This window comes from Marinomonas sp. ef1 (assembly GCF_002806845.1).
In the GTDB taxonomy this organism is placed as follows: Bacteria; Pseudomonadota; Gammaproteobacteria; order Pseudomonadales; family Marinomonadaceae; genus Marinomonas; species Marinomonas polaris.
Genome location: NZ_NHTT01000002.1, coordinates 362,328 through 385,006, shown reverse-complemented (window position 1 = coordinate 385,006; position 22,679 = coordinate 362,328). Strand labels below are relative to the sequence as shown.

Below are 22,679 nucleotides of genomic sequence, written 5' to 3'. Positions count from 1 at the left end.
TCTATTTAAAATCTGAAGGTAGTTGGTAATTAAAATGTTCATATGCACGCTTTGTAACCTGACGGCCTCTTGGTGTCCTGATTATAAAGCCTTGCTGAATTAAAAACGGCTCAATGACGTCTTCAATAGTATCTTTGTCTTCACCTAAGGCGGCAGAGACGCTATCTAGACCAACCGGTCTCCCGTCAAACTTTTCTATCATAGTCAATAACATACGTCTGTCTAAGTGATCGAAGCCCTGACTATCTACACTTAACATATCTAGCGCCCTTTGAGCAACTTTTTGCCCTACAAGCACTTCTCCACTCACCTGAGCCACATCTCTAACACGGCGTAACAAGCGGTTTGCTATCCTCGGAGTCCCCCTTGACCTTCTAGCTACCTCAAAGCAACCAGGCTGATCAAGCTCCATACCCATTTTTCCAGCAGACCGAGCCACAATGGTTGTCAATGATTCAACATCATAAAACTCTAAGCGCTGCACAATTCCAAAGCGATCTCGCAATGGAGATGTCAGTAAGCCTGCTCGTGTAGTTGCTCCGACAAGTGTAAATGGTGGTAGTTCAATTTTAATTGACCTAGCAGCTGGACCTTCGCCAATCATTATATCCAGCTGATAATCCTCCATTGCTGGATAAAGAACTTCTTCAATTGCTGGACTTAATCTATGTATTTCATCAATAAATAGAATGTCGCCTTCATTTAAATTTGTTAGCAGTGCCGCTAAATCTCCAGCTCTTTCAAGAACGGGGCCAGAAGTTGTTCTTACCTCAGCCCCCATCTCATTACCAATGATGTGAGCAAGCGTTGTTTTTCCCAATCCTGGAGGCCCAAATATTAACGTATGATCTAATGGCTCACTACGCTGCCTTGCAGCTTGGATAAAAATCTCCATCTGCTCTCGAACAACGGGCTGACCAATATATTCAGCAAGCGCTTGCGGACGTATTGCCCGATCTACTTGACGATCGTTACCTTTAAGTTCAGCAGAAATAATACGATCTTGCTCAATCATGTTTTATTTCCTTAGCATCCCTTTTAAAGCTGCTTTAATAACATCTTCACTATTAGCGGCATCCATTGGAACACCCGCAATGGCTTTCGCCGCTTCTTGTGGTTTATAACCAAGAGATATGAGCGCCGCTTCTGCCTCCTGCCTAGGGTCAGCTTGTACCTGACGCAAAACAGCAGGAGCTGAAAATAAATCAGTTTTTGCTGCCTGACCAAGCTTATCTCTTAACTCAATAATGAGTCGCTCAGCCGTCTTCTTACCTACTCCAGGAATACGCGTTAATGCAGTTACATCAGATTCTTGAACATTGGCAATCAGTTCTTCAGATGACATGCTCGACAAAATCGCCAATGCCATTTTTGGACCAATACCATTTACTTTAATTAAAACTCGAAATAAAGCGCGCTCATTTTTATCGATAAAGCCATAAAGTGTATGCGAATCTTCTTTAACTAACAGGTGAGTAAATAATGTCACCTGCCCTCCGATCTGAGGTAAATCATAAATAGTGGTCATAGAAGCACTAACTTCATAGCCAATACCATTAACATCAACCATTAGTTCTGGCGGTGTTTTCTCTATCAAAGTGCCGACAATTCGTCCGATCACAAAGTTTTCCTTACATCTTGTTCTGTCCAACGCTTAGAAGCACGCCCCGCTCGCTTTCCGACACCGTATTCAAGCCCGCCAGAAGTTCGTGTATTAGCATGACACAAAGCAATTGCTAAAGCATCAGCCGCATCAGCTTGAGGCTTGGAGGTCAAATTTAATAGAAGCTGAACCATCATTTGTACTTGTGTTTTATCAGCATTACCATTACCGACAACAGATTGCTTAACTCTTCGAGCGGCATATTCATGCACCTCAAGTTCTTGAAGAGATGCAGCAACAATAGCAGCACCTCTAGCCTGGCCAAGCTTTAACGCCGAATTAGCATTCTTGGCCAAAAATACTTCCTCGATAGCAAATTCATTTGGTTTGTATTCTTCCAATAATGCTGAAACATTTTGAAATATATATTTAAGCCTAACTGATAACGCCTCATCCGGTAATCGAATACAACCACTATTTACGTAAATAGATTTACCATTTGTAACGTCAACAATCCCAAAGCCTGTTATTCGAGAGCCGGGGTCAATTGCTAAAATTCTGGTCGTGGCCATGCTTTTTCTGTGCCTTTTATAATTACTGTATATTTCAACAGCCCTTTACAAAGTATGCAATGGCAAAACATAAAAAAGGCCGCTAATAAGCGGCCTTTTACGTTTTTCTTTCAATCTCTTAACATAACTTACTGTTTTAGAATAAGTTTAAGAGTTATTTCTATGATTCAACAGCAGGTTTTCTAATACGAATGTTCAATTCTTTTAATTGTTTCTCGCTTACTTCACCTGGCGCTTGCGTCAATAGACAAGTTGCACTTTGCGTTTTAGGGAAAGCAATAACATCACGAATAGAGCTAGAACCTGTCATTAGCATCACAAGTCGATCTAGACCAAAGGCCAAACCGCCGTGTGGTGGCGCACCGAATTTCAATGCATCTAACAAGAAACCAAATTTTTCTTCCTGCTCTTCTTTGCTGATATTCAGTAATCCAAATACAGTTTCTTGCATAGAAGACTGGTGAATACGGATAGAACCACCACCAAGCTCGGTGCCATTTAGTACCATATCGTAAGCCTGTGATAACGCAGTCAACGGACTGGCTTTCAAATCCTCAGGTGAACAAGAAGGAGCAGTGAACGGGTGATGAATAGCAGTGATTCCACCATCACTTGTCTCTTCAAACATTGGGAAGTCTACAACCCACAATGGCGCCCATTTGCAAGTATAAAGATTCAAATCTTCACCTAGCTTGCAACGTAACGCGCCAAGAGCTTCATTAACCACTTTAGCAGAATCCGCGCCGAAGAAGATCAAATCACCATCTTCTGCCTCAAGACGCTCAAGCAAAGTAGCGCGCACTTCAACAGGTAAGAACTTAACGATTGGAGATTGCAAACCTTCTTCAAGATTAGACTTATCGTTTACCTTGATGTAAGCCAAACCTTTCGCGCCATAGATAGAAACAAATTTAGTGTAGTCGTCAATTTGTTTACGAGTTAGCTCATTACCGCCTGGCACTTTAAGTGCTGCAACACGACCTTTTGGATCGTTAGCAGGACCGGAGAATACTTTAAAGTCTACACTCGCCATCAAGTCAGATACTGACACTATGGTCAATGGAATACGAAGATCTGGCTTATCGCTACCGTATGTTTCCATCGCTTCAGAGTAAGGCATACGTGGGAAAGTGCCTAAATCTGTATCCATTAGCTCTTTGAACAAACTGACAATCATATCCTCTGTCATTGCCATGATGTCTTTTTCACTCATGAACGATGTTTCGATGTCCACTTGAGTGAATTCTGGCTGACGGTCGGCACGCAAATCTTCATCACGGAAACATTTAGCAATTTGGTAATAACGGTCAAAACCAGACACCATTAACAATTGCTTGAACAGCTGTGGAGACTGAGGCAATGCAAAGAAGCTACCTTGTTGTGTACGGCTAGGCACCAAATAATCACGCGCACCTTCTGGCGTTGCACGAGTTAGAATAGGTGTTTCAATATCTAGGAAGCCATTGCTATCTAAGTAGCGACGTAATACAGATGTTACTTTCGAACGGAAACGCATTTTTTGCTGAATTTCAGGGCGGCGCAAATCGATGAAACGATTTTTCAAGCGTACGTCTTCGCCTACTGATTGGTGCTCATCTAGCTGGAACGGTGGTGTTTTTGCAGCATTTAGTATTTCAAGTTCAGTTCCCAATACTTCGATTTCACCAGTATTCATATTCGGGTTTACTGTGCCTTCAGGACGGGCACGTACTAAACCTTTAAGCTTAACAACGAATTCATTACGAACGCTGTCAGCAAGGGCAAAACTTTCGGCACGATCTGGATCGAAAACTACTTGAGTAATCCCTTCGCGATCACGAACGTCTAAGAAAATAACTCCGCCGTGGTCACGACGACGATGAACCCAACCGCATAGGGTAATTTCTTGTGAAATGTTAGAAGCATTTAACTCGCCGCAATAATGGCTGCGCATAATTTCTTTCCTATTACTTTCTCAGTAAGAGAGTGATTTTTTCTTAGAACGTTTTCTATTCGGACAGTAATGTAAACTGAGTTTTATATATCGAATAGAAGAACAGAATATTTTAAGGCAAGGCATTATATGCGAACAGAGTCTGACTCTCTAGAGCTTGAGCCAAATTTGTCCTTCACAATGCTAGCTTTATTCAATAGTGGTTATTTCATAAGCTGTTTGCTTACCATTCTGAAGTAATTCAACTGCATCACCTACTAATTTACCAAGCAGCTTCTTTCCAACTTGACTAGATGGCGTTACAAGATAAACCTTATTTTCACTTATTTCGACAGTGAGTCCGCCCGCACAAGGAGAAATAAAAAAATATTTATTAGTACCGTATGGAGATTCAAGCTCTGTCAATGTGACTAGACACCACAAATCAATTGCACCCTCTTCCTTGAATAAAACTGGCTGTTTCTTATCAAAAATCAACCAGTCTTGTTCGCACTCCAACACTCGCTGCGATTGCCCATGAGCCAAATATGAAGCCTCCAACCCAAAGGTATCATATTTATTTTCTGCTACGCTTTCTTCATTTGTAGCGGCCTCATGAGCCTGCTTGGCAGCCCATTTGGCGGTCTCATAGCGACTTAATAACGCTGCGGTAACAACTTTATGTACATCGTGCTTATTCATTATGTATCGATCTATTTAATTCTAATCATCGCATTGTAATCATTCGCCTCAATAAGAAAAACTATTAACTGTGGTCTGGCAACTCATTCTACGAAATGACATGGATTACGATTTTTCCGTCTCACTAAAAATTCTTAGTTGACAGTATCAACCAAAAGATCTATATTGATAATCGTTCTCATATAAAAACATCAAGAATAAGAAGATTAGATGAAAGAAAATATTGGCGAGTCTCTTCATAAGTTGATGCACCACTATCGACACCAACTTCGCGAAGCAGCTCTAAAGTCAGGTATTTCAATCCCCGTTAGTCACATACGATCTCTTAAGTGCATTAATAAGATTGAAAAATGCAGTGCTAAGGATATCGCAGATAGACTTTCACTCGATAAATCACAAATCACTCGAGTATTGAAGGAATTAGTTCAATCAGGCTACGTTGAAAAAATTCGCAGCCCCGACAATCATCGCAGTCAATTATTAAGTCTCACTATGGATGGCGCAGAGCTACTTACCAAAATTACGATGTTAGAACGAACCGCAACCGAGAACATGACACAAAACTTAACAGAACAACAGATAGAAGACTTCACACGCATTTCGGAAATAATGGTAAGCAATCTTGATCAATCTCCGCCTTGCGACAATCAAAGTTAAGGAGCTAAAAATGAGCAGACCACAACCGCGTGAACTAACGGTTATTAGAAAGTCGCATGTAACAACAAACATGCTACGAGTAACACTAGGCGGCGATAATATACAGACCATCCCCGAGGACCAAGAAAGTGGCTATGTGAAGCTTATTTTCCCAAGAGGTGATCAAAAACCATTAGTAAGAACTTATACTATTAGAAACCAACGTGCCGATGAAATAGACATTGACTTCGTACTGCATGAAGATGGTGGCCCAGCGTCAACATGGGCAAAGCAGACTCAACCTAATGATATCATTTTAGTTGGAGGACCAGGCCCAAAAAAACTTATTGAAGAGTCTACTGATTGGCAAATTCTAGTGGGAGATATGACCGCTTTGCCTGCAATTAGCGTAAATCTAGCAAAACTACCTCAAGATGCCAAAGGCTATGCAATACTTGAAGTAATTTCAGAAGAAGACATTCAGCCTTTAAAGCACCCTTCTGGCATTGAACTAAAATGGGTAATTAATCCTCACCCAGGAGAAAACCCCAATTTGTTACTAGGTCAAATCCAGTCACTATCAGGGCTTGAGGGTAACATATCTGTTTGGGTAGCTTGTGAATTTAGCAGCATGAAAACATTGCGTTCATTTTTTAAAAATGAACTTAAGATTGAAAAAGAAAATTTCTATATTTCTAGCTACTGGAAATTAGGCAGCAATGAAGATCAGCATAAAGAAGTCAAGCGAATAGATACAGAAGCAACTGCGTGAAACAAGTTTGAGCTAAATACAAAAAACCAGCTCACAGAGCTGGTTTTTTTGTATTTTATTGAGTTATAACTGAACGCTTTCTACAATCAAATCTACCGTTTCATCCAATGAGGATTCAGCAATTTGAGAATCAGCTATCGCAGCATCAGCCACTAAGAAAGCCACACCTGTTTGACGAATCAGTGCCGCTTCTTGCTCCGTAGCATCAGCCTTAACCAATGCCACAACACCTTGGCGTAATAATAAACGCTCAAGCGCGTCACTTTGTGCCAATACGCTATTTGCTAATGCAATAACAGCTGGTTTTTGCCCAAGTCGTGCCGCACGATCTTCCGCACTAACAACAGTATCTTGATCAAGCTCAGCAACAGCTTCTTCAACCATACCAGCACCAACAGTAACGTTGGTTAAGCGATCAATAATAATCAATGCACCAGTGAAACGACTATCGGTGTATTCATCAAATGCAACAGGAGCATCGAACTGTATAACGGCGTCGCCGATCCCGTTCAATTCCAATGCATCTATCTTACTGACTTCAAGGGTATTGACGTCAACACGATGATTGAAGTGATGAACCTTACCAGGAACCGTTTGTGTTCCAAGTTTAAAGTCATACAACTTACCCGGCACTAATGGGTGATCAGCCATCCAAACAATTGAAGAACGAAGCGTTGTTGCAATAAGAGGCTCTTGGCCAATATGCGAAAGCATATCACCGCGGCTGATATCAATCTCGTCTTCAAGTGTAATAGTGACAGCTTGCCCTGCTTTTGCCGTATCTAGGTCGCCATCAAATGTCACAATCCTTTCAACGGTAGATGTTTTCCCTGAAGGCAAAGCAACCACTTTATCGCCAGGTTTAACGGCACCAGCTGCGATGGTTCCTGAGAAACCTCGGAAGTCTAAGTTAGGACGGTTAACATACTGAACCGGGAAACGGAAAGAATCACGTTTCACATCACGGTTAATTTGTACCGTTTCCAAAATCGACATCAATGGACCACCTTGATACCAAGGCGTGCTCTCAGAAGCATTTACTACGTTATCGCCACGTAATGCTGACATTGGGACAAAATGAATATCTTCAGGTTTGCGATCGCCAAGCTGATCAACAAATTTAAGGTAATCATTTTTAATCTGGTTGAATTTTTCTTCAGAAAATTCAACCAAATCCATTTTATTAATCGCAACCACAACATGCTTAATACCCAATAGAGAGGCAATATAGCTATGGCGACGGGTTTGAGTTTGTACTCCGTAACGAGCATCAATCAAAATAATAGCAAGATCACAAGTAGAGGCGCCTGTCGCCATATTACGAGTGTATTGTTCATGCCCAGGTGTGTCAGCAATGATAAACTTACGTTTTTCAGTCGAAAAATAGCGGTAAGCCACATCGATTGTGATGCCCTGCTCGCGCTCAGCTTGCAAGCCATCCACTAACAAAGCTAAATCAACCTCTTCACCTTGTGTCCCAGACTTCTTGCTGTCGCGCTTAACGGCATCTAGATGATCTTCATAAATTAACTTAGAGTCATGAAGCAAGCGACCGATTAATGTACTTTTTCCATCATCGACGTTGCCACAGGTAAGAAGACGTAATAAGTCTTTTTCTTCATGTTGTTTCAGATAACCAAGTATGTCTTGGCTGATCAATTCTGATTGGTGAGACATTCTTTCTTTACTCCAAACTTAGAAATAGCCTTGTTTCTTCTTCTCTTCCATTGACCCAGATGAATCATGGTCAATCATTCGCCCTTGACGCTCTGAACTTCTTGTTAGCAACATTTCCTGAATAATTTCAGGTAAAGATGCCGCTTCTGATTCAACTGCTCCCGTTAATGGATAGCAGCCGAGCGTACGAAAACGAACAGACTTCATCTCAGGCACCTCACCGTTTAAAGGCATGCGATCATCGTCAACCATGATCAAGGTACCGTCACGCTCAACTACTGGGCGTTTTTCAGAAAAATAAAGAGGAACAATTGGAATGCTTTCTAAATATATATATTGCCAAATATCAAGCTCAGTCCAGTTAGACAGTGGAAAAACACGAATGCTTTCGCCTTTGTTTACTTTACCGTTGTAAATATTCCACAACTCTGGACGCTGATTTTTTGGGTCCCAACGATGCTGTTTATCGCGGAAGGAATAAACACGCTCCTTAGCGCGAGATTTCTCTTCATCACGGCGCGCACCACCAAAAGCAGCATCAAAGCCATATTTGTCTAGAGCTTGTTTAAGACCTTGTGTTTTCATCACATCAGTATGCTTTGAGCTACCGTGCGTAAAAGGCCCAATGCCTTGCTCAACACCTTCTTGGTTTTGATGAACAATAAGTTCCAAGCCAAGCTTAGCCACCATTTCATCACGGAAAGTGATCATTTCTTTAAACTTCCAACCAGTATCCACATGCATTAGTGGAAACGGTGGTTTGCCAGGATAGAACGCTTTCATGGCAAGATGCAGCATTACTGCAGAATCTTTACCAATTGAATAAAGCATTACTGGGTTATCAAATTCAGCAGCTACCTCACGTATAATATGAATACTTTCGGCTTCTAGCTGTTTTAAGTGAGTAAGTCTTGCCTCTGTCATAATTTCCCATCTCTGTTGTCAGGCTTCAGCATTTTTTGAACTATAACATGCCTTTAGGTTATAAAAAGCACCTCATCTAGACTTTAGTAGAATATGTATATTAAAAAAGCTTTATAAGTAAAACCTTTATAGTGGCCAAGAAGGGAAAAAACTAAAAAATGAGTAGCAGCTCTAAAAATAGAAAAGGCCGATAAATCGGCCTTTTTAAATCTATTAGAAGTAATTTACTGAGAGCTGAGTTGCTGCTCTAGCATCAGCTGATTAATCTGCTTACGTAGACGGATGATTTCGCCATTAACTTGAGTTCTGAAAGCGTCGCTCGAGTTAATCGCATCTTGATGCTTAGCTAATGTGTCTTGAATTTTCGCCACATCTGTAGAACTAGTATCTGCTGTGCGTTTTTCTATAGCAGCTACTTTTTTCTGCAAAGTAACTAAATCCTGTGAAATCTGATCCAAACTCAAGGCTTGAGCTTCGTTCTGTCCTGCTTGGGCAAGAACTTGCTTCTCAGATGACTGCAATCGTTTTGCTTGGTCATCTTGTTTCGTTGCAATTGCTTTCACTGTTTCATCTATAGAAGCGACAGAGGGAACAAGCTTGTTGTAACCAGCCTCAACCTCATTAAAGGCTTCGGCTTGTACCGCAATGCGCTTGGATTGAGTCGAAACAGTATCTCGTAATGATGAAAGCTTTTTCTGAAGTTCATCAATCGCTGCATCATTAGTAGCTATCGACTTCCTATTAGTATCGTAAGCAACACCCCAAAGCTTACGAATCTCACTCTCGTGATTCTTCAACGTCTCTTCTAGGGTTTCACCTTGCTTATTAGCCGAAACATCAGCTGCTAGAAGCTGATGATCTAAATTTTGTATCTCACTTTTCGCACCATACAGCTCATTACGCAGCTGCATATTTTGCTGCCATAACCAATATCCAGCTCCGGCCGAAGCAATTAGTATAAGTATCAATAAAATATATATACCCGCTAAGCTAGGCTTTTTATGAACAATAGTAGGTGCATGGGCTGGTTTTGCAGGAGTGGGAGTGGTATGGCCTTTTTGCGCTGTTGCACCGGACGGCCTTCTATCGCTGACTTCATCTTGATCCAGAGTCAGGCTTGGGATCTCAACATCATCGTCTCTACGCATGGAAAATCTTATATAGTCACTATTAATAGAAATTATGGAAATTCGTTAGTGAACAGACCTAAAGAATATTATCTTCAGTTGTTCAGTGCTACTATATAAGCACCATTAACTGCTTGATAACAAGCATTTTTCGTTAATTAAAAGCAAGGAGAATTGAAATGGCTTTTGAATTACCCGCTCTTCCTTATGCTAAAGACGCACTAGAGCCTCATATGTCTGTTGAGACGCTTGAATACCATCATGGCAAGCATCACAACACTTATGTTGTTAAATTAAACGGCTTAGTTCCTGGTTCTGAATACGAAAATAAAACGCTTGAAGAGATCATCGTATCTGCTCCAGCGGGCCCTGTTTTCAACAATGCAGCTCAAATCTGGAACCACACTTTCTTTTGGAATAGCTTAAGCCCTAATGGCGGCGGCGAGCCAACTGGTGCTCTAGCGGATGCAATCAATGCAAAATGGGGCTCTTTCGCGGAATTCCAAGCTGCATTTGATGACAAAGCGGTCAATAACTTCGGCTCTAGCTGGACTTGGTTAGTTAAAAACGCTGACAGCTCTCTAGAAATCGTAAACACTAGTAATGCAGCAACGCCTATGACAAACGGTCAAACAGCTATCATTACAGTGGATCTTTGGGAACACGCTTACTACATTGATTACCGCAATGTTCGTCCTGACTACCTAAAAGGTTTTTGGGCGCTAGCTAACTGGGAATTCGCAGCAGCGAACTTCGCAGCATAATTCTATTTTTTATTAAAATAGAATTATAGTAAGACCAGTCAAAAAGCGCGGCGAGAGCCGCGTTTTTTTTGCTTAAAATTAAACTGCTTTCATTTCATTCAGCACAAATAGTTTTGCCTGAATAAATTCGGAATGAGGCATGAATAACAACTCACTGATTGTACGAATGCGATGATCTTCATATGAGTCAAGATCTCCGTCAGCAAGCGCAACACGCCACAGGGCTTTTAAGAGCAACATTTTTTGCTCTAGAGTCGCAGTTTCGTTAATAACCTTGGTGAATTGATAAAGGTCGTTTGCTTGATCTACACCAGAACGAGCCTCCTCATAGAGAATGTCTATATCATCCCCCAATTCACTTACTTCACGAAGGAAGCGCTTCACCTGGCCTTCTTCTTGTTCATTTATTTCATTATCAGCTAGCATAACTTCCATAAGTAGAGCCGCCACAGCTTTCTGATAAGATATTTGCTCACCCTGCCCTACAGGAAGACTGAAAAGACTTTTTAAAGCTTTTAACATTTTTTCTCCAAAATATACTCACGTAGAGCTTCAATTAGAATATTAGGAAATTGCCTATAATCTAGGTATGGACACCAAACATACGGTAGGTAAACAAAAGAAGTGTGCACTTCTCCGATTTCTTGCGCAGAACTAACTACAGGCAGCCCTTCTCTAAATGTATTTCCAACAATAAAAACAACGCCTCTATAGTCACGAAGCTGATCTAAAGAAAACGCAATGCCTACTTTAGTTAGTAGCTCTTTATCGCGAAAGACTTTCCATGAATCATAAGAGGGCGCAGCTAACTTTGCCATGATCGTAAATATTTTACGCCAGTGATTACCATTTAGATCAATTAAGATAGAAACATCAGGCTTCTTTAAAAAACCAATATCAACTGGATCCGGCAAAATAGGTCTGTTTGGCAAAAGAAATACATAATTGGCTTCGTCTACACAAGCACCTAGCCACAACTCGTTCATCTGAGACTCCTTAATGTTCATAAGAATACAGTGAGTGCTTTTTAATATCTGCTAGTCAATAGGTAAAGACTGTGCAACTGGCTGCTAACTCGGCAATCTTAATAACTTACTTTTTATCTAGATCAATAAAACCAAGAATAAAACTCTATTTTGCCAATATTATATTAGACTTTTCTTATTAACATAAATTAGAATAGTCTTATATAAGCTAAAGGACTCCAATTATGGATACTATTTTTAACCCACTCGTAGGCGGCCTATTAATTGGCCTCACAACCACAATATACCTTCTCAGTGTCGGAAAAGTGATTGGTATTAGCGGGATACTATCTCAGCTACTTTTTAGCAAAGAACGATTTTTGCCATTTCTATTCATTGCAGGATTAATCATCGGTGGTAGCGCTTACGGTATTCTAACAGAGCAAACCGTTGCTTTTCCGGAAGCAAGAAGCCCTCTTCTTTTGATCGTATCCGGGCTACTGGTCGGTTATGGAACACGACTCGGTGGTGGATGCACTAGTGGTCACGGCGTTTGTGGTATATCGCGACTTTCCCCTCGCTCAATAGTAGCCACTTTGGTCTTCATGGCTGCAGCTATTATTACTGTCGCCGCGCTTAATTAGGAGCATATCTATGTACGCAATTATTACTCTCGCTGCTGGTTTATTATTTGGCTTAGGTTTGGCGTATTCAGAAATGACCAATCCAGCTGTCGTTATTGGTTTTTTAGATATTTTTGGTGATTGGAATCCTTCTCTAATCATCGTAATGGCAAGCGCAATCGCTGTTGGCATGATTGGCTATGTTATTAAAGGAAAACGCTTAACACCTTTGTTAGCCAGTAAATGGCAAGTCCCAACGCTTCGTAATATCGACGCTAAACTAATTATCGGCTCGTCACTTTTTGGTATTGGCTGGGGGATTAGTGGCTATTGCCCTGGCCCTGGATTAACGGCATTAGTGAATAATCCAAGCGAAGGTTTTTACTTCGTAGCTGCTTTAATTGCTGGCAGTGGGTTACATTACTTCCAGACACGCATCACCCAAAAGTAGCGTTAGAAATCCCTAAATAAAAAGGAGACTTTTATAGTCTCTTTTTTTTAGTCTAAAATATGAAAAAATACTTGACCCGAGACGCCTTGCGTCTTAAATTTCGCCCGCGTCATTGCTGAACATAATCCGCACCGCTTCAACTGCTGCGCTAGTCGCTTAAGGCCTTACCGCCGGATAAGTAACAGCCATAAGTAGGACGGGAGAAGGTAAAGGCGTTTACTTATTTAATCGGTTTATGTTTTGCATAATTAAGGAGCCTTTAGCCCATGACTATCGACGTCAATTCTTTCTACACACCTGAGCGTTTTGCCCGCTTTAAAGCGTTTGCTGAAACCAAAGATACCCCTTTCGTTGTTATCGATACTGATATTATCGATGAAGCCTATACAGAGCTAACCAAAGGCTTTCCTGTTGCTGATATTTTTTACGCTATCAAAGCAAATCCAGCTCCAGAAATTCTAACTCTACTTCGCGACCGCGGGTCAAACTTTGATGTAGCGTCACGGTATGAGTTGGACAAGCTATTTGCAATCGGAGGCATTTCACCTGATCAAGTGAGCTACGGCAACACTATCAAGAAAGCAAAAGACGTACGTTACTTTTATGAAAAAGGTGTGCGTATGTTTGCAACAGACTCTGAAGCTGATTTGCGTAACATCGCAAAAGCAGCTCCAGGCTCTCGCGTTTATGTTCGTATCTTGACTGAAGGCACAGTAACAGCTGATTGGCCACTATCTCGTAAATTTGGCTGCCGTCCAGATATGGCGATGGACTTATTGGTACTTGCAAAAGAACTTGGTTTGATTCCTTACGGTATCTCTTTCCACGTCGGATCTCAACAACGCGATATCGGCGCATGGGATGCTGCGATCGCTAGCGTTAAAGTGATTTTTGAACGCCTTAAAGAAGAAGATGGCATCATTTTAGAAATGATCAATATGGGCGGCGGCTTCCCTGCAAACTATATTGCTCGTACTAATGATCTTGCAACCTATGCAGAAGAAATTACGCGCTTCTTGGAAGAAGATTTTGGAACTGATTTACCTCGAATTATTCTAGAGCCAGGCCGTTCTTTGATATCTAACGCAGGCGTTCTAGTCAGCGAAGTAGTTTTGATTTCTCGTAAATCACATACAGCACTAAATCGTTGGATATTCACTGACGTCGGCAAATTCTCAGGCCTTATTGAAACGCTAGATGAATCTATCAAGTATCCGATTCATGTTGAAAAAGGTGGCGAGTTAGAAGAAGTTATTATCGCTGGCCCAACCTGTGACAGCGCCGATATTATGTATGAAAACTACAAATATGGCCTACCACTGAACCTGGCTATTGGTGATCGTATGTACTGGCTATCAACTGGTGCCTATACAACAACCTACAGCGCAGTAGAATTTAACGGCTTCCCGCCATTGGCTTCATACTACTTGTAAGTACTTTTTGTAAGCTATTCGCTTAAATAGCTAGAAAGCGAAAGCCTCAGAAATTCATTTTCTGGGGCTTTTTTTATTGGAATGATTTTCCTATTGGGCAATAATAAAAACCATTCACAAAAAAGCACAAAATGGAGTATCCATGCCGTACACCCTAAGTGAACTAGCTATATATCCAATAAAATCCATCCAAGGTATCTCTTTATCATCAAGTCAAGTTGAGAGTGCCGGACTTTATGGAGATCGACGTTACATGCTAGTAAAACCTGATGGCGAATTCATTACTGGTCGAAAGCACCCTAACCTAACATTAGTAACGGCTAAGGCTAGTCAAAACGGTGCGTGGCAGCTTTCACACCCGGAACTCATTCATGGCCTATCTCTCGATTTATCTGCTTTTTCCAGTGATTATGCAGAAGTTACAGTTTGGGACAATTCAGTCAACGCACAGCTTGCTCAAGAAAACGCTAATGCGTGGTTTAGCGAGATAGCTGGTGAAACAGTAAAATTAGTGTATTTTGGTGAAAAATCTGAACGCTTTACCAAAAGAAGGCCTGAAGTCCCTGTAGGTTTTGCTGACGGTTACCCTTTCCTATTAACAACTGAAGCTTCTCTGGCTGAGCTCAATAGAACTTGCCCTGAAGATATTCAAATGGCGCAATTTCGCCCAAATTTGGTTATTAAAGGCAATAAGTCGTTTGAAGAAGATAGTTGGAAGCGAATTCGTATTGGTGAGGTGGAGTTTGAGAACGTTAAGCCTTGTGACCGCTGTATTTTCACAACATTGAATCCAATCACGGCGCAACGAAGTAAAAAAGGCGAGCCTCTTAAAACGTTAGCCAAATTTCGTCTGCTTGATAAGGAAAGCATTACTTTTGGTATGAATATGATCGCGCTGAACACTGGAACTGTTTACGTTGGCGATGAGGTTGAAGTTCTTGAATACAAAGAACCAGAAGTGTACATAGACAGACGTAAGGCTTAAATACTTTAAGCCACTCTAGTAATCAAAGACACATAAAAAAAGAAGGCTCTTGGCCTTCTTTTTTGTAACGAGAACACAATTTCTTGGCTTAGGCTTCTATTTTAGCCAAGTATTCGTCGTAAGTACCGTGGAAGTCGACAATACCATCGCTGGTTACTTCAACAATGCGAGTCGCCAAAGACGATACAAATTCACGGTCATGACTGACAAAAATCAAAGTACCTGGATAATTATCAAGAGCTAGGTTCAATGATTCAATCGACTCCATGTCCATGTGGTTTGTTGGCTCATCCATAACGAGAACGTTAGGTTTTTGTAGCATCAACTTACCAAACAACATACGACCTTGTTCACCACCAGAAAGTACTTTAACGGATTTCTTAATGTCGTTTTGAGAGAATAAAAGACGACCTAAAGTACCGCGAATGATTTGCTCATCGTCACCTTCTTGCGCCCACTGCCCCATCCACTCGATCAAATCAACGTCTTTTTCAAATTCGTGATGATGATCCTGCGCATAGTAACCAATGTTGGCATTTTCTGACCACTTCACATTACCTTTGGTTAATTCGGTATCTCCAACCAAACATTTTAGCAAGGTTGTTTTACCGATACCGTTTGGCCCGATAACCGCAATACGCTCACCCACTTCAACCATCATATTTAAGCCGCTGAATAATTCTTCATCATATGATTTAGCAACGTTTTCAATTTGCACTGCCATACGGTGTAGTTTCTTCTCTTGCTCGAAGCGAATAAATGGATTCTGACGGCTAGAAGGTTTTACGTCTTCAAGCTGAATCTTATCAATTTGCTTAGCGCGAGATGTTGCTTGTTTAGATTTAGATGCGTTGGCAGAGAATCGGCTTACAAACGATTTTAGTTCGTTGATTTGGGCTTTTTTCTTCGCGTTGTCTGACAATAGACGCTCGCGAGCTTGAGTCGCCGCTGTCATATATTCATCATAGTTACCAGAAAACAAACGCAATTCACCGTAATCCAAATCAGCCATGTTAGTACAAACAGAATTCAAGAAATGACGGTCATGGGAAATAATGATCATGGTGCAGTTACGCTCTACTAAGACACCTTCCAACCAACGGATAGTGTTGATATCCAAGTTGTTTGTTGGCTCGTCCAGCAACAAAATCTCTGGATCAGAAAACAGGGCTTGAGCCAACAAGACTCGCAGCTTTAAACCTGGAGCCACTTCACTCATCAAACCATAATGCTGCTCGGTAGGAATACCAACACCTAGCAATAACTCTCCTGCACGAGCATCAGCAGTGTAACCGTCCATTTCAGCAAATTCTGCTTCTAGATCACCTGCACGTAAGCCGTCCGCTTCTGTCATTTCAGGATTAGCATAGATAGCATCTTTTTCAGACTTGATCGCCCAAAGCTCTGTATGACCCATGATAACGGTATCAATAACAGAATAATCTTCGTAAGCAAATTGATCCTGTTTCAATTTACCAAGACGCTCATTTGGATCTTTTGAAACGTTGCCTGAGCTTGGCTCCAAATCGCCACCTAGAATTTTCATGAAAGTGGATTTACCACATCCATTCGCGCCGATAAGACCGTAACGCTTTCCTTCTCCAAATTTGACAGAGACGTTTTCAAAAAGAGGTTTTGCACCAAATTGCATGGTGATGTTGGCCGTCGTTAACAAAGTATTCTTCCGTTTATCATGAGGTAAATAATTGTGCTCTTAGTAGACTAAATCGTCAGAGCAAAGCTGATCCGCGCATTATCGCACAGATTGACTCGACTCTTTAAGAGCGAAAGCATTTATTACCAAAAAAAGGCGAACTTACTGTTACAGACAGAGTCCAAAAACTATAAATAGAATACAAAACGATACTACTGTTTTAGCCCAAATAAGCCTAAAACTAATATAAGCCTATTGGCTATTCAGAAATGATTTTTTTGGCCGATGATATAATAAGAACTCACATAGACGGAGAGAGAAATGAAAACCGTCCTAGCAACAGAATCACAATACGATATATCGCCAGAGCATTTGAAAGAAGGCTCTATTTTTGGCGCTTTATCGGAAACTTCTATTCAGTTTCTATTGAATGAAGGCGTTTTACACAAAGTATCCAAAGGCGATGAGATTTTTTCTTATGGCAGCAAGGGTGGCAGCTTCCATACCGTATTACATGGCAAGTTGGACTTCTATAAGCAACATGGCGAGAAAAAGCTACGGACTAGAACAATTTGCTTCGGTGAAGCAATTGGCTTTGTATCGATGATTGCATTGCATGAACGTGTTGGTAGTCTATGTGCTTTAGAAGACAGCTTATTGCTCGAAATATCCAGTCAGCTATTCAGTGACTTTCACGACCAATACCCATTCGATTTTGGAATTTTGTTAATGAACTTATCACGCGATATGGCAAGAACCATTCGAGTATTAAGTAATGCCTTGGTTGAGAACGATGTAGTGGTAAAAAGAAACTAAGGAGATAGAAAGGTTTGTAGAATCAAATTAAAGATAGATTGGAGCTCAAGACTCCAGCCTATCTCAGGGTATTATTTTAAAGCAGCAACAACAGATATTTCGACCAATAGCTCTGGTCTTGCCAATCGTGCTTCTACACAAGCTCTAGCTGGAGCATGCCCTTCAGGAATCCACGCGTCCCAAACTGCGTTCATCGCTGTAAAATCTTTCATATCACGAAGATAAATAGTAGCAGATAAAATATAGGATTTATCTGTCCCTGATTGCTCTAACAAAACGTCCACTTTATCTAACATGGTTCGTGTTTGTTCAGTAATGTCCGTATTCGCATCAGCACCAACTTGGCCACAAAGGTATACCGTTTCATTGTGCTTAACGATACGACTCATACGTTGACCAACTTCCATGCGCTCAATGGTTGCCATAAAAACCTCTATTAAATTGAGAGTTAAAAAATCATAACTTTATTATTAGAATGTGTTCTATAAAACTCTTGATATAATCACTAGCCGACTAATATAAAACGACAAAGCATTAAAACTCCAGCCCTTTTTGAGCTTTAATGCCTCGCTTAAATGCATGTTTTACTTCTTTTATCTCACTGACCGTGTCAGCCAATTCAATCAGAGCATCTGAAGCACCGCGACCAGTTACCACAAGATGCTGATTTTCAGGGCGATTCATCAACCCTTTAAGTACATCATCTTCAAGTAAATACTCATAATGTAATAAGTAGGTTAATTCATCGAGAACCACCAAATCGATACTTGGATCAGTCAACATAGCGGCGGCTTTTTCCCATGCTTGCACTGAAGAAGCGATATCGGAGTCACGGTTTTGTGTTTCCCATGTAAATCCTGCTGGCATGATTTCCCATTGCACGTTTTTTTGCTGCTTAAAGAAATCAATTTCCCCCGTGTTCCATTCACCTTTCAAGAACTGAACCACCCCAACCTTCATTCCATGACCTAAGGCGCGGGCGACCATACCCAACGCTGAGCTAGATTTTCCCTTACCATTTCCCGTAAGCAGGACAAATGTCCCTTTATCTTCTTGGGCTTTGGCAATACGTTTATCAACATGTGACTTAATCGCTTGCATGCGTTTTTTGTGCTGATCTGGATCTTTAATGGTTTTTGACATTTAAATATCCTTTAAAAATAGAAAAACCTAATCTGCGCGTACTAGCGACACAGATTAGGTTTGGTCAAAAAAAGAGACTATAAAGAAAATTAGATACGATCGTCTTCAGGATCATAACCAAGATTAGGCGCTAACCAACGCTCAGCATCATCCTTACTCATCCCTTTACGCTCTGCATAACTATCCACTTGATCAGGTCCGATCTTACCAACACCAAAGTAAGTTGCATCTGGATGAGCGAAATACCAACCACTTACCGCCGCTGTAGGCAGCATGGCAAAGCTCTCGGTGATCTCCATATCAATTTTTCCTTTCACATCCAGTAAAGTCCAAAGCTTGGCTTTTTCGGTGTGATCAGGGCAAGCTGGATAGCCTGGTGCCGGACGAATACCTTGGTATTTTTCTTTGATCAACTGCTCGTTGGTTAATTCTTCAGCTTCAGCATAGCCCCAGAATTCTTTTCGTACTTTTTCGTGTAAATATTCTGCAGTTGCTTCAGCTAATCGGTCAGCCACCGCCTTGATCATAATAGAGTTGTAATCATCATGGTCTGCTTCATATTTCGCCACAAGAGGATCAATACCAAAACCTGCAGCGCAGGCAAAAGCACCAATATAATCCGCCACACCACTTTCTTTTGGCGCCACAAAATCCGCTAAGCTGTGGTTATATTTCCCCGGAGCCGTTAACTCGTTTTGAATTCGAAGAAAAGACAAACGTTCGACGACTTCGCTACGAGATTCATCTGCATAAATTTCAATATCATCGTGGTTCACTTGGTTAGCAGGGAATAAACCAACCACCGCGCGAGCTTGTAAACACTTAGTAGCGATTACTTCATCTAGCATCTTCAATGCATCTTCGAAGACACGCGTTGCCTCGACACCTACCACTTCATCAGTAAGAATGCGTGGATAAGCGCCAGCCAATTCCCATGTCTGGAAGAATGGCGTCCAGTCTATGTAATCTTTAACCTGATTAAGATTAATATCGTTTTCAGTTAGTACTGTGATACCAAGCTTTTTAGGCTGAATTACGTTACTCCCATCAAACACAATTGGACCTTTATTCTGACGCGCTTTATCCAAAGAGACTCGACGACCGGCTTTAGCACGGTCTTTATAGCGAATTCGAGTTTTTTCGTAGTCGGCTTTGATTTCATCGACAAACTTCTGATAACGCTCTTTGTCTTTGCTCAACAAAGCACTCGCTACGCCAACACTACGAGACGCATTGGTAACATGGACCACTTGATTGCGTTTGTAGTTTTGTTCAATTTTTACCGCGGTATGAGCTTTTGACGTGGTTGCACCACCGATCATCACCGGTAAATCAAAGCCTTGGCGTTCCATTTCTTTTGCTACATGCACCATTTCGTCAAGCGATGGTGTGATCAAGCCAGACAAGCCAATCATGTCAGCACCAACCTCTTTTGCGGTGCGTAAGATTTTTTCAGCAGGAACCATGACACCAAGGTCGATAACTTCGAAATTGTTACACTGCAGAACAACGCCAACAATATTTTTACCGATATCGTGTACATCGCCCTTCACGGTAGCCATAACGATCTTGCCATTACTAGACGACGCAGTGTCCATGTTAAGACGTTTTTCTTCTTCGATATAAGGCATCAAGTAGGCAACGGCTTTTTTCATTACTCGTGCTGATTTAACTACTTGTGGTAAGAACATTTTACCGGAACCAAACAAGTCACCGACTATGCTCATGCCATCCATTAATGGCCCTTCAATAACCTCTAAAGGGCGAGCAAAGGCTTGACGCGCTTCTTCGGTATCTTCATCAATGAATTCTGTTATACCTTTAACTAGAGCGTAACTAAGACGCTCTGACACAGTTAGACCGCGCCATTCTTGGGTTTCTTTTTCCGCTACTTCGCCAGTACCAGCAAACTCTCCGGCCATAGCGAGCAGGTTGTCTGTTGCATCAGGTGTACGGTTAAGCACCGCATCTTCTACAGCATTGCGAAGTTTCGTTGGGATATCTTCATACAAAGCAAGTTGCCCTGCATTCACGATACCCATTGTCATACCTTGTTTGATCGCATGATATAAGAACACGGCGTGAATCGCTTCACGAACAGGGTTATTACCACGGAACGAGAAAGATACGTTAGAAACGCCACCAGACACTTTGGCATAAGGCAATTCACGAGTGATATCACCCGTAGCTTCGATAAAGTCCAAGGCGTAACGGTTGTGTTCTTCAATACCTGTCGCGATAGCAAAGATATTGGGGTCGAAAATAATGTCTTCTGGTGGGAAGCCAACTTCATCGACTAAGATGTGGTAAGAACGGCGACAAATCTCAATTTTACGCGCTCGAGTATCTGCTTGACCGGCCTCATCAAACGCCATGACGATAACAGCTGCACCGTATTTCATTAGCTTGCGAGCTTGCTCACGAAACTTCTCTTCGCCCTCTTTCATACTAATAGAGTTAACGACGCCTTTGCCCTGAACCCATTTCAATCCGGCTTCTAAGATTTCCCACTTAGAAGAGTCAAGCATGATAGGCACACGAGAAATATCAGGTTCAGATGCGATGAGTTTAAGGAATCGCTCCATCGCCGCTTGCGAGTCCAACATGCCTTCATCCATGTTGATGTCGATGATCTGCGCACCGTTTTCAACTTGTTGCCGAGCCACATCCAAAGCAGTATCAAAGTCACCTTCTTTGATAAGACGCTTAAACATCGCAGAACCAGTCACGTTGGTTCTTTCACCAACGTTTACAAACAAGCTATTACCATCGATATTAAACGGTTCAAGACCAGACAAACGACAGGCTTTTTCGATTACTGGAATAACACGAGGTTTAGCGTCTGCAAACGCTTTTGCAAAAGTTTCAATGTGCGCAGGTGCCGTACCACAACAACCACCGATGATATTCAGAAAACCAGACTCTACCCACCCTTGAATCTCTTCTAACATTTCTTCTGGCGATTCGTCGTATTCACCAAAGGCATTAGGCAAACCAGCATTAGGGTGAGCAGATACGTGAGTGTCGGCAATGCGTGATAGCTCTTCCACATACTGGCGTAATTCTTTTGGACCTAACGCACAGTTCAAGCCAACAGAAATAGGTTTAGCGTGAGAAATCGAGTTCCAGAAAGCTTCCGTGGTTTGACCGGATAAAGTACGACCAGAGGCATCAGTGATAGTGCCAGAAATCATAATTGGATAACGAACACCGTTTTTCTCGTAATAGTCTAATACTGCATAAATAGCGGCTTTCGCATTCAAGGTATCGAAGATAGTTTCAATTAAGATGATATCAACGCCACCTTTGATTAAGCCATCGACGGCAGTGGTATAAGCGCCGACTAACTCATCAAAATGTACGTTACGAAACCCAGGATCGTTAACATCAGGAGAAATAGTACAAGTACGACTAGTCGGGCCAACAGCACCAGCAACAAAGCGAGGTTTATTTGGGTTTTGTTTGGTGAATTCGTCAGCAGCTTCACGAGCTAAGCGAGCCGATTCAAAATTCAGCTCGTAACTGAGATCTTCCATGTGATAATCCAGCATGGAAATATAATTTGCGTTGAAAGTGTTGGTTTCAATGATGTCCGCGCCAGCAGCAAGATAACTGGAATAAATGTCTTTGATTATCTTTGGTTGCGTCAAAGAAAGCAGGTCATTGTTGCCTTTTAAGTCACTATTCCATTCAGCAAAACGTTCACCGCGATAATCTTGTTCTTCTAGTTTATATCCCTGAATCATGGTGCCCATAGCGCCATCTAGAATCAATACGTTTTCAGCTAGTCGTTTCTCAATAATAGAATACGAATCGGACTTTACCACTCTCACCACCTCAAAAAAGAATATGCAAACGTACTATACCGAAAAGTGCTGCTTTGCGCGTTGAAAAAAAGTAATGAGGAGTTGAATGATCCG

At 41.5% G+C, this 22,679-nt stretch carries 22 protein-coding genes; 8 read left to right on the top strand and 14 right to left on the bottom strand.

Annotation, left to right across the window (positions count from 1 at the left end):
- Position 1 precedes the first annotated feature (1 nt).
- The 5 genes from ruvB to CCS02_RS04195 form a co-directional block, all read right to left on the bottom strand.
- Positions 2 to 1,015 (bottom strand): Holliday junction branch migration DNA helicase RuvB, encoded by a 1,014-nt coding sequence (gene ruvB / locus CCS02_RS04215; RefSeq protein ID WP_072839073.1) that lies wholly within the window; start codon positions 1,013 to 1,015, stop codon positions 2 to 4.
- Positions 1,016 to 1,018: 3 nt separating this feature from the next.
- Entirely contained in the window at positions 1,019 to 1,621 is a 603-nt protein-coding gene (ruvA, locus tag CCS02_RS04210; protein ID WP_072839074.1) for a Holliday junction branch migration protein RuvA, read from the bottom strand.
- Positions 1,618 to 2,175, bottom strand: coding sequence for a crossover junction endodeoxyribonuclease RuvC (gene ruvC, locus CCS02_RS04205; protein WP_072839075.1), 558 nt, complete (start codon positions 2,173 to 2,175; stop codon positions 1,618 to 1,620). The genes ruvA and ruvC overlap by 4 nt, the downstream gene beginning before the upstream one ends.
- Positions 2,176 to 2,335: 160 nt before the next feature.
- Positions 2,336 to 4,108 (bottom strand): aspartate--tRNA ligase, encoded by a 1,773-nt coding sequence (gene aspS, locus CCS02_RS04200; RefSeq protein ID WP_100185809.1) that lies wholly within the window; start codon positions 4,106 to 4,108, stop codon positions 2,336 to 2,338.
- 189 nt (positions 4,109 to 4,297) lie between these two features.
- Positions 4,298 to 4,789 (bottom strand): transcription elongation factor GreAB, encoded by a 492-nt coding sequence (locus CCS02_RS04195; RefSeq protein ID WP_100635900.1) that lies wholly within the window; start codon positions 4,787 to 4,789, stop codon positions 4,298 to 4,300.
- Between the two features lie 210 nt (positions 4,790 to 4,999).
- Here CCS02_RS04195 and CCS02_RS04190 point away from each other — a divergent pair, with 210 nt between their 5' ends.
- Positions 5,000 to 5,446, top strand: a complete 447-nt coding sequence (locus CCS02_RS04190; RefSeq protein ID WP_100185807.1) for a MarR family winged helix-turn-helix transcriptional regulator — start codon at positions 5,000 to 5,002, stop codon at positions 5,444 to 5,446.
- Between the two features lie 10 nt (positions 5,447 to 5,456).
- On the top strand, positions 5,457 to 6,197 hold the full coding sequence (locus CCS02_RS04185; RefSeq protein ID WP_100185806.1) for a siderophore-interacting protein: 741 nt from the start codon (positions 5,457 to 5,459) through the stop codon (positions 6,195 to 6,197).
- A gap of 63 nt (positions 6,198 to 6,260) precedes the next feature.
- Here the strand turns inward: CCS02_RS04185 and cysN are convergent, their stop codons facing one another.
- The 3 genes from cysN to CCS02_RS04170 form a co-directional block, all read right to left on the bottom strand.
- Complete coding sequence (cysN, locus tag CCS02_RS04180) at positions 6,261 to 7,874, bottom strand: sulfate adenylyltransferase subunit CysN (RefSeq protein WP_100185805.1); 1,614 nt, start codon at positions 7,872 to 7,874, stop codon at positions 6,261 to 6,263.
- An 18-nt stretch (positions 7,875 to 7,892) separates the two neighbouring features.
- Positions 7,893 to 8,798, bottom strand: coding sequence for a sulfate adenylyltransferase subunit CysD (gene cysD / locus CCS02_RS04175; protein WP_072839081.1), 906 nt, complete (start codon positions 8,796 to 8,798; stop codon positions 7,893 to 7,895).
- A gap of 224 nt (positions 8,799 to 9,022) precedes the next feature.
- On the bottom strand, positions 9,023 to 9,946 hold the full coding sequence (locus tag CCS02_RS04170) for a hypothetical protein (protein WP_072839082.1): 924 nt from the start codon (positions 9,944 to 9,946) through the stop codon (positions 9,023 to 9,025).
- Between the two features lie 158 nt (positions 9,947 to 10,104).
- On the opposite strand from CCS02_RS04170, the gene CCS02_RS04165 reads away from it, so the two are divergent.
- Complete coding sequence (locus CCS02_RS04165) at positions 10,105 to 10,689, top strand: Fe-Mn family superoxide dismutase (protein ID WP_100635899.1); 585 nt, start codon at positions 10,105 to 10,107, stop codon at positions 10,687 to 10,689.
- A 78-nt stretch (positions 10,690 to 10,767) separates the two neighbouring features.
- On the opposite strand, the gene CCS02_RS04160 is transcribed toward CCS02_RS04165, so the two are convergent.
- Together CCS02_RS04160 and CCS02_RS04155 are read right to left on the bottom strand one after the other, a co-directional pair.
- Positions 10,768 to 11,211, bottom strand: coding sequence for a tellurite resistance TerB family protein (locus tag CCS02_RS04160; protein ID WP_100635898.1), 444 nt, complete (start codon positions 11,209 to 11,211; stop codon positions 10,768 to 10,770).
- Entirely contained in the window at positions 11,205 to 11,675 is a 471-nt protein-coding gene (locus tag CCS02_RS04155; RefSeq protein WP_100635897.1) for a DUF6942 family protein, read from the bottom strand. The genes CCS02_RS04160 and CCS02_RS04155 overlap by 7 nt, the downstream gene beginning before the upstream one ends.
- A 224-nt stretch (positions 11,676 to 11,899) precedes the next feature.
- Between CCS02_RS04155 and CCS02_RS04150 the strand changes: the two genes are divergently transcribed.
- The 4 genes from CCS02_RS04150 to CCS02_RS04135 all read left to right on the top strand — a co-directional run bounded on the left by CCS02_RS04150 (position 11,900) and on the right by CCS02_RS04135 (position 15,146).
- The gene (locus CCS02_RS04150; protein WP_072839086.1) at positions 11,900 to 12,298 is read left to right on the top strand and encodes a YeeE/YedE family protein; all 399 of its coding nucleotides are present in this window, start codon (positions 11,900 to 11,902) and stop codon (positions 12,296 to 12,298) included.
- A 10-nt stretch (positions 12,299 to 12,308) separates the two neighbouring features.
- On the top strand, positions 12,309 to 12,728 hold the full coding sequence (locus CCS02_RS04145) for a DUF6691 family protein (protein ID WP_072839087.1): 420 nt from the start codon (positions 12,309 to 12,311) through the stop codon (positions 12,726 to 12,728).
- A 266-nt stretch (positions 12,729 to 12,994) separates the two neighbouring features.
- Complete coding sequence (locus tag CCS02_RS04140) at positions 12,995 to 14,161, top strand: type III PLP-dependent enzyme (RefSeq protein WP_072839088.1); 1,167 nt, start codon at positions 12,995 to 12,997, stop codon at positions 14,159 to 14,161.
- A gap of 142 nt (positions 14,162 to 14,303) precedes the next feature.
- Positions 14,304 to 15,146, top strand: coding sequence for an MOSC domain-containing protein (locus CCS02_RS04135; RefSeq protein ID WP_100635895.1), 843 nt, complete (start codon positions 14,304 to 14,306; stop codon positions 15,144 to 15,146).
- 88 nt (positions 15,147 to 15,234) lie between these two features.
- On the opposite strand, the gene CCS02_RS04130 is transcribed toward CCS02_RS04135, so the two are convergent.
- Positions 15,235 to 16,821, bottom strand: a complete 1,587-nt coding sequence (locus tag CCS02_RS04130) for an ABC-F family ATPase (RefSeq protein ID WP_100185801.1) — start codon at positions 16,819 to 16,821, stop codon at positions 15,235 to 15,237.
- Positions 16,822 to 17,121: 300 nt separating this feature from the next.
- Here CCS02_RS04130 and CCS02_RS04125 point away from each other — a divergent pair, with 300 nt between their 5' ends.
- Entirely contained in the window at positions 17,122 to 17,616 is a 495-nt protein-coding gene (locus CCS02_RS04125) for a Crp/Fnr family transcriptional regulator (RefSeq protein ID WP_100635893.1), read from the top strand.
- 71 nt (positions 17,617 to 17,687) lie between these two features.
- On the opposite strand, the gene CCS02_RS04120 is transcribed toward CCS02_RS04125, so the two are convergent.
- From CCS02_RS04120 to metH, 3 genes are all read right to left on the bottom strand, one after another.
- Positions 17,688 to 18,041, bottom strand: a complete 354-nt coding sequence (locus CCS02_RS04120) for a RidA family protein (protein ID WP_072839092.1) — start codon at positions 18,039 to 18,041, stop codon at positions 17,688 to 17,690.
- Positions 18,042 to 18,150: 109 nt separating this feature from the next.
- Positions 18,151 to 18,759: a cob(I)yrinic acid a,c-diamide adenosyltransferase gene (gene cobO, locus CCS02_RS04115; RefSeq protein WP_100635891.1), complete on the bottom strand. Its 609-nt coding sequence runs from the start codon at positions 18,757 to 18,759 to the stop codon at positions 18,151 to 18,153.
- An 89-nt stretch (positions 18,760 to 18,848) separates the two neighbouring features.
- Complete coding sequence (gene metH / locus CCS02_RS04110) at positions 18,849 to 22,586, bottom strand: methionine synthase (RefSeq protein ID WP_100635889.1); 3,738 nt, start codon at positions 22,584 to 22,586, stop codon at positions 18,849 to 18,851.
- Positions 22,587 to 22,679: the final 93 nt, after the last annotated feature.

Coding starts and splice junctions, on each gene's coding strand:
- ruvB (WP_072839073.1), bottom strand. CDS start 1,015: ATGATTGAGCAAGATCGTATTATTTCTGCTGAACTTAAAGGTAACGAT.
- ruvC (WP_072839075.1), bottom strand. CDS start 2,175: ATGGCCACGACCAGAATTTTAGCAATTGACCCCGGCTCTCGAATAACA.
- aspS (WP_100185809.1), bottom strand. CDS start 4,108: ATGCGCAGCCATTATTGCGGCGAGTTAAATGCTTCTAACATTTCACAA.
- CCS02_RS04195 (WP_100635900.1), bottom strand. CDS start 4,789: ATGAATAAGCACGATGTACATAAAGTTGTTACCGCAGCGTTATTAAGT.
- CCS02_RS04190 (WP_100185807.1), top strand. CDS start 5,000: ATGAAAGAAAATATTGGCGAGTCTCTTCATAAGTTGATGCACCACTAT.
- CCS02_RS04185 (WP_100185806.1), top strand. CDS start 5,457: ATGAGCAGACCACAACCGCGTGAACTAACGGTTATTAGAAAGTCGCAT.
- cysN (WP_100185805.1), bottom strand. CDS start 7,874: ATGTCTCACCAATCAGAATTGATCAGCCAAGACATACTTGGTTATCTG.
- cysD (WP_072839081.1), bottom strand. CDS start 8,798: ATGACAGAGGCAAGACTTACTCACTTAAAACAGCTAGAAGCCGAAAGT.
- CCS02_RS04170 (WP_072839082.1), bottom strand. CDS start 9,946: ATGCGTAGAGACGATGATGTTGAGATCCCAAGCCTGACTCTGGATCAA.
- CCS02_RS04165 (WP_100635899.1), top strand. CDS start 10,105: ATGGCTTTTGAATTACCCGCTCTTCCTTATGCTAAAGACGCACTAGAG.
- CCS02_RS04160 (WP_100635898.1), bottom strand. CDS start 11,211: ATGTTAAAAGCTTTAAAAAGTCTTTTCAGTCTTCCTGTAGGGCAGGGT.
- CCS02_RS04155 (WP_100635897.1), bottom strand. CDS start 11,675: ATGAACGAGTTGTGGCTAGGTGCTTGTGTAGACGAAGCCAATTATGTA.
- CCS02_RS04150 (WP_072839086.1), top strand. CDS start 11,900: ATGGATACTATTTTTAACCCACTCGTAGGCGGCCTATTAATTGGCCTC.
- CCS02_RS04145 (WP_072839087.1), top strand. CDS start 12,309: ATGTACGCAATTATTACTCTCGCTGCTGGTTTATTATTTGGCTTAGGT.
- CCS02_RS04140 (WP_072839088.1), top strand. CDS start 12,995: ATGACTATCGACGTCAATTCTTTCTACACACCTGAGCGTTTTGCCCGC.
- CCS02_RS04135 (WP_100635895.1), top strand. CDS start 14,304: ATGCCGTACACCCTAAGTGAACTAGCTATATATCCAATAAAATCCATC.
- CCS02_RS04125 (WP_100635893.1), top strand. CDS start 17,122: ATGAAAACCGTCCTAGCAACAGAATCACAATACGATATATCGCCAGAG.
- CCS02_RS04120 (WP_072839092.1), bottom strand. CDS start 18,041: ATGGCAACCATTGAGCGCATGGAAGTTGGTCAACGTATGAGTCGTATC.
- cobO (WP_100635891.1), bottom strand. CDS start 18,759: ATGTCAAAAACCATTAAAGATCCAGATCAGCACAAAAAACGCATGCAA.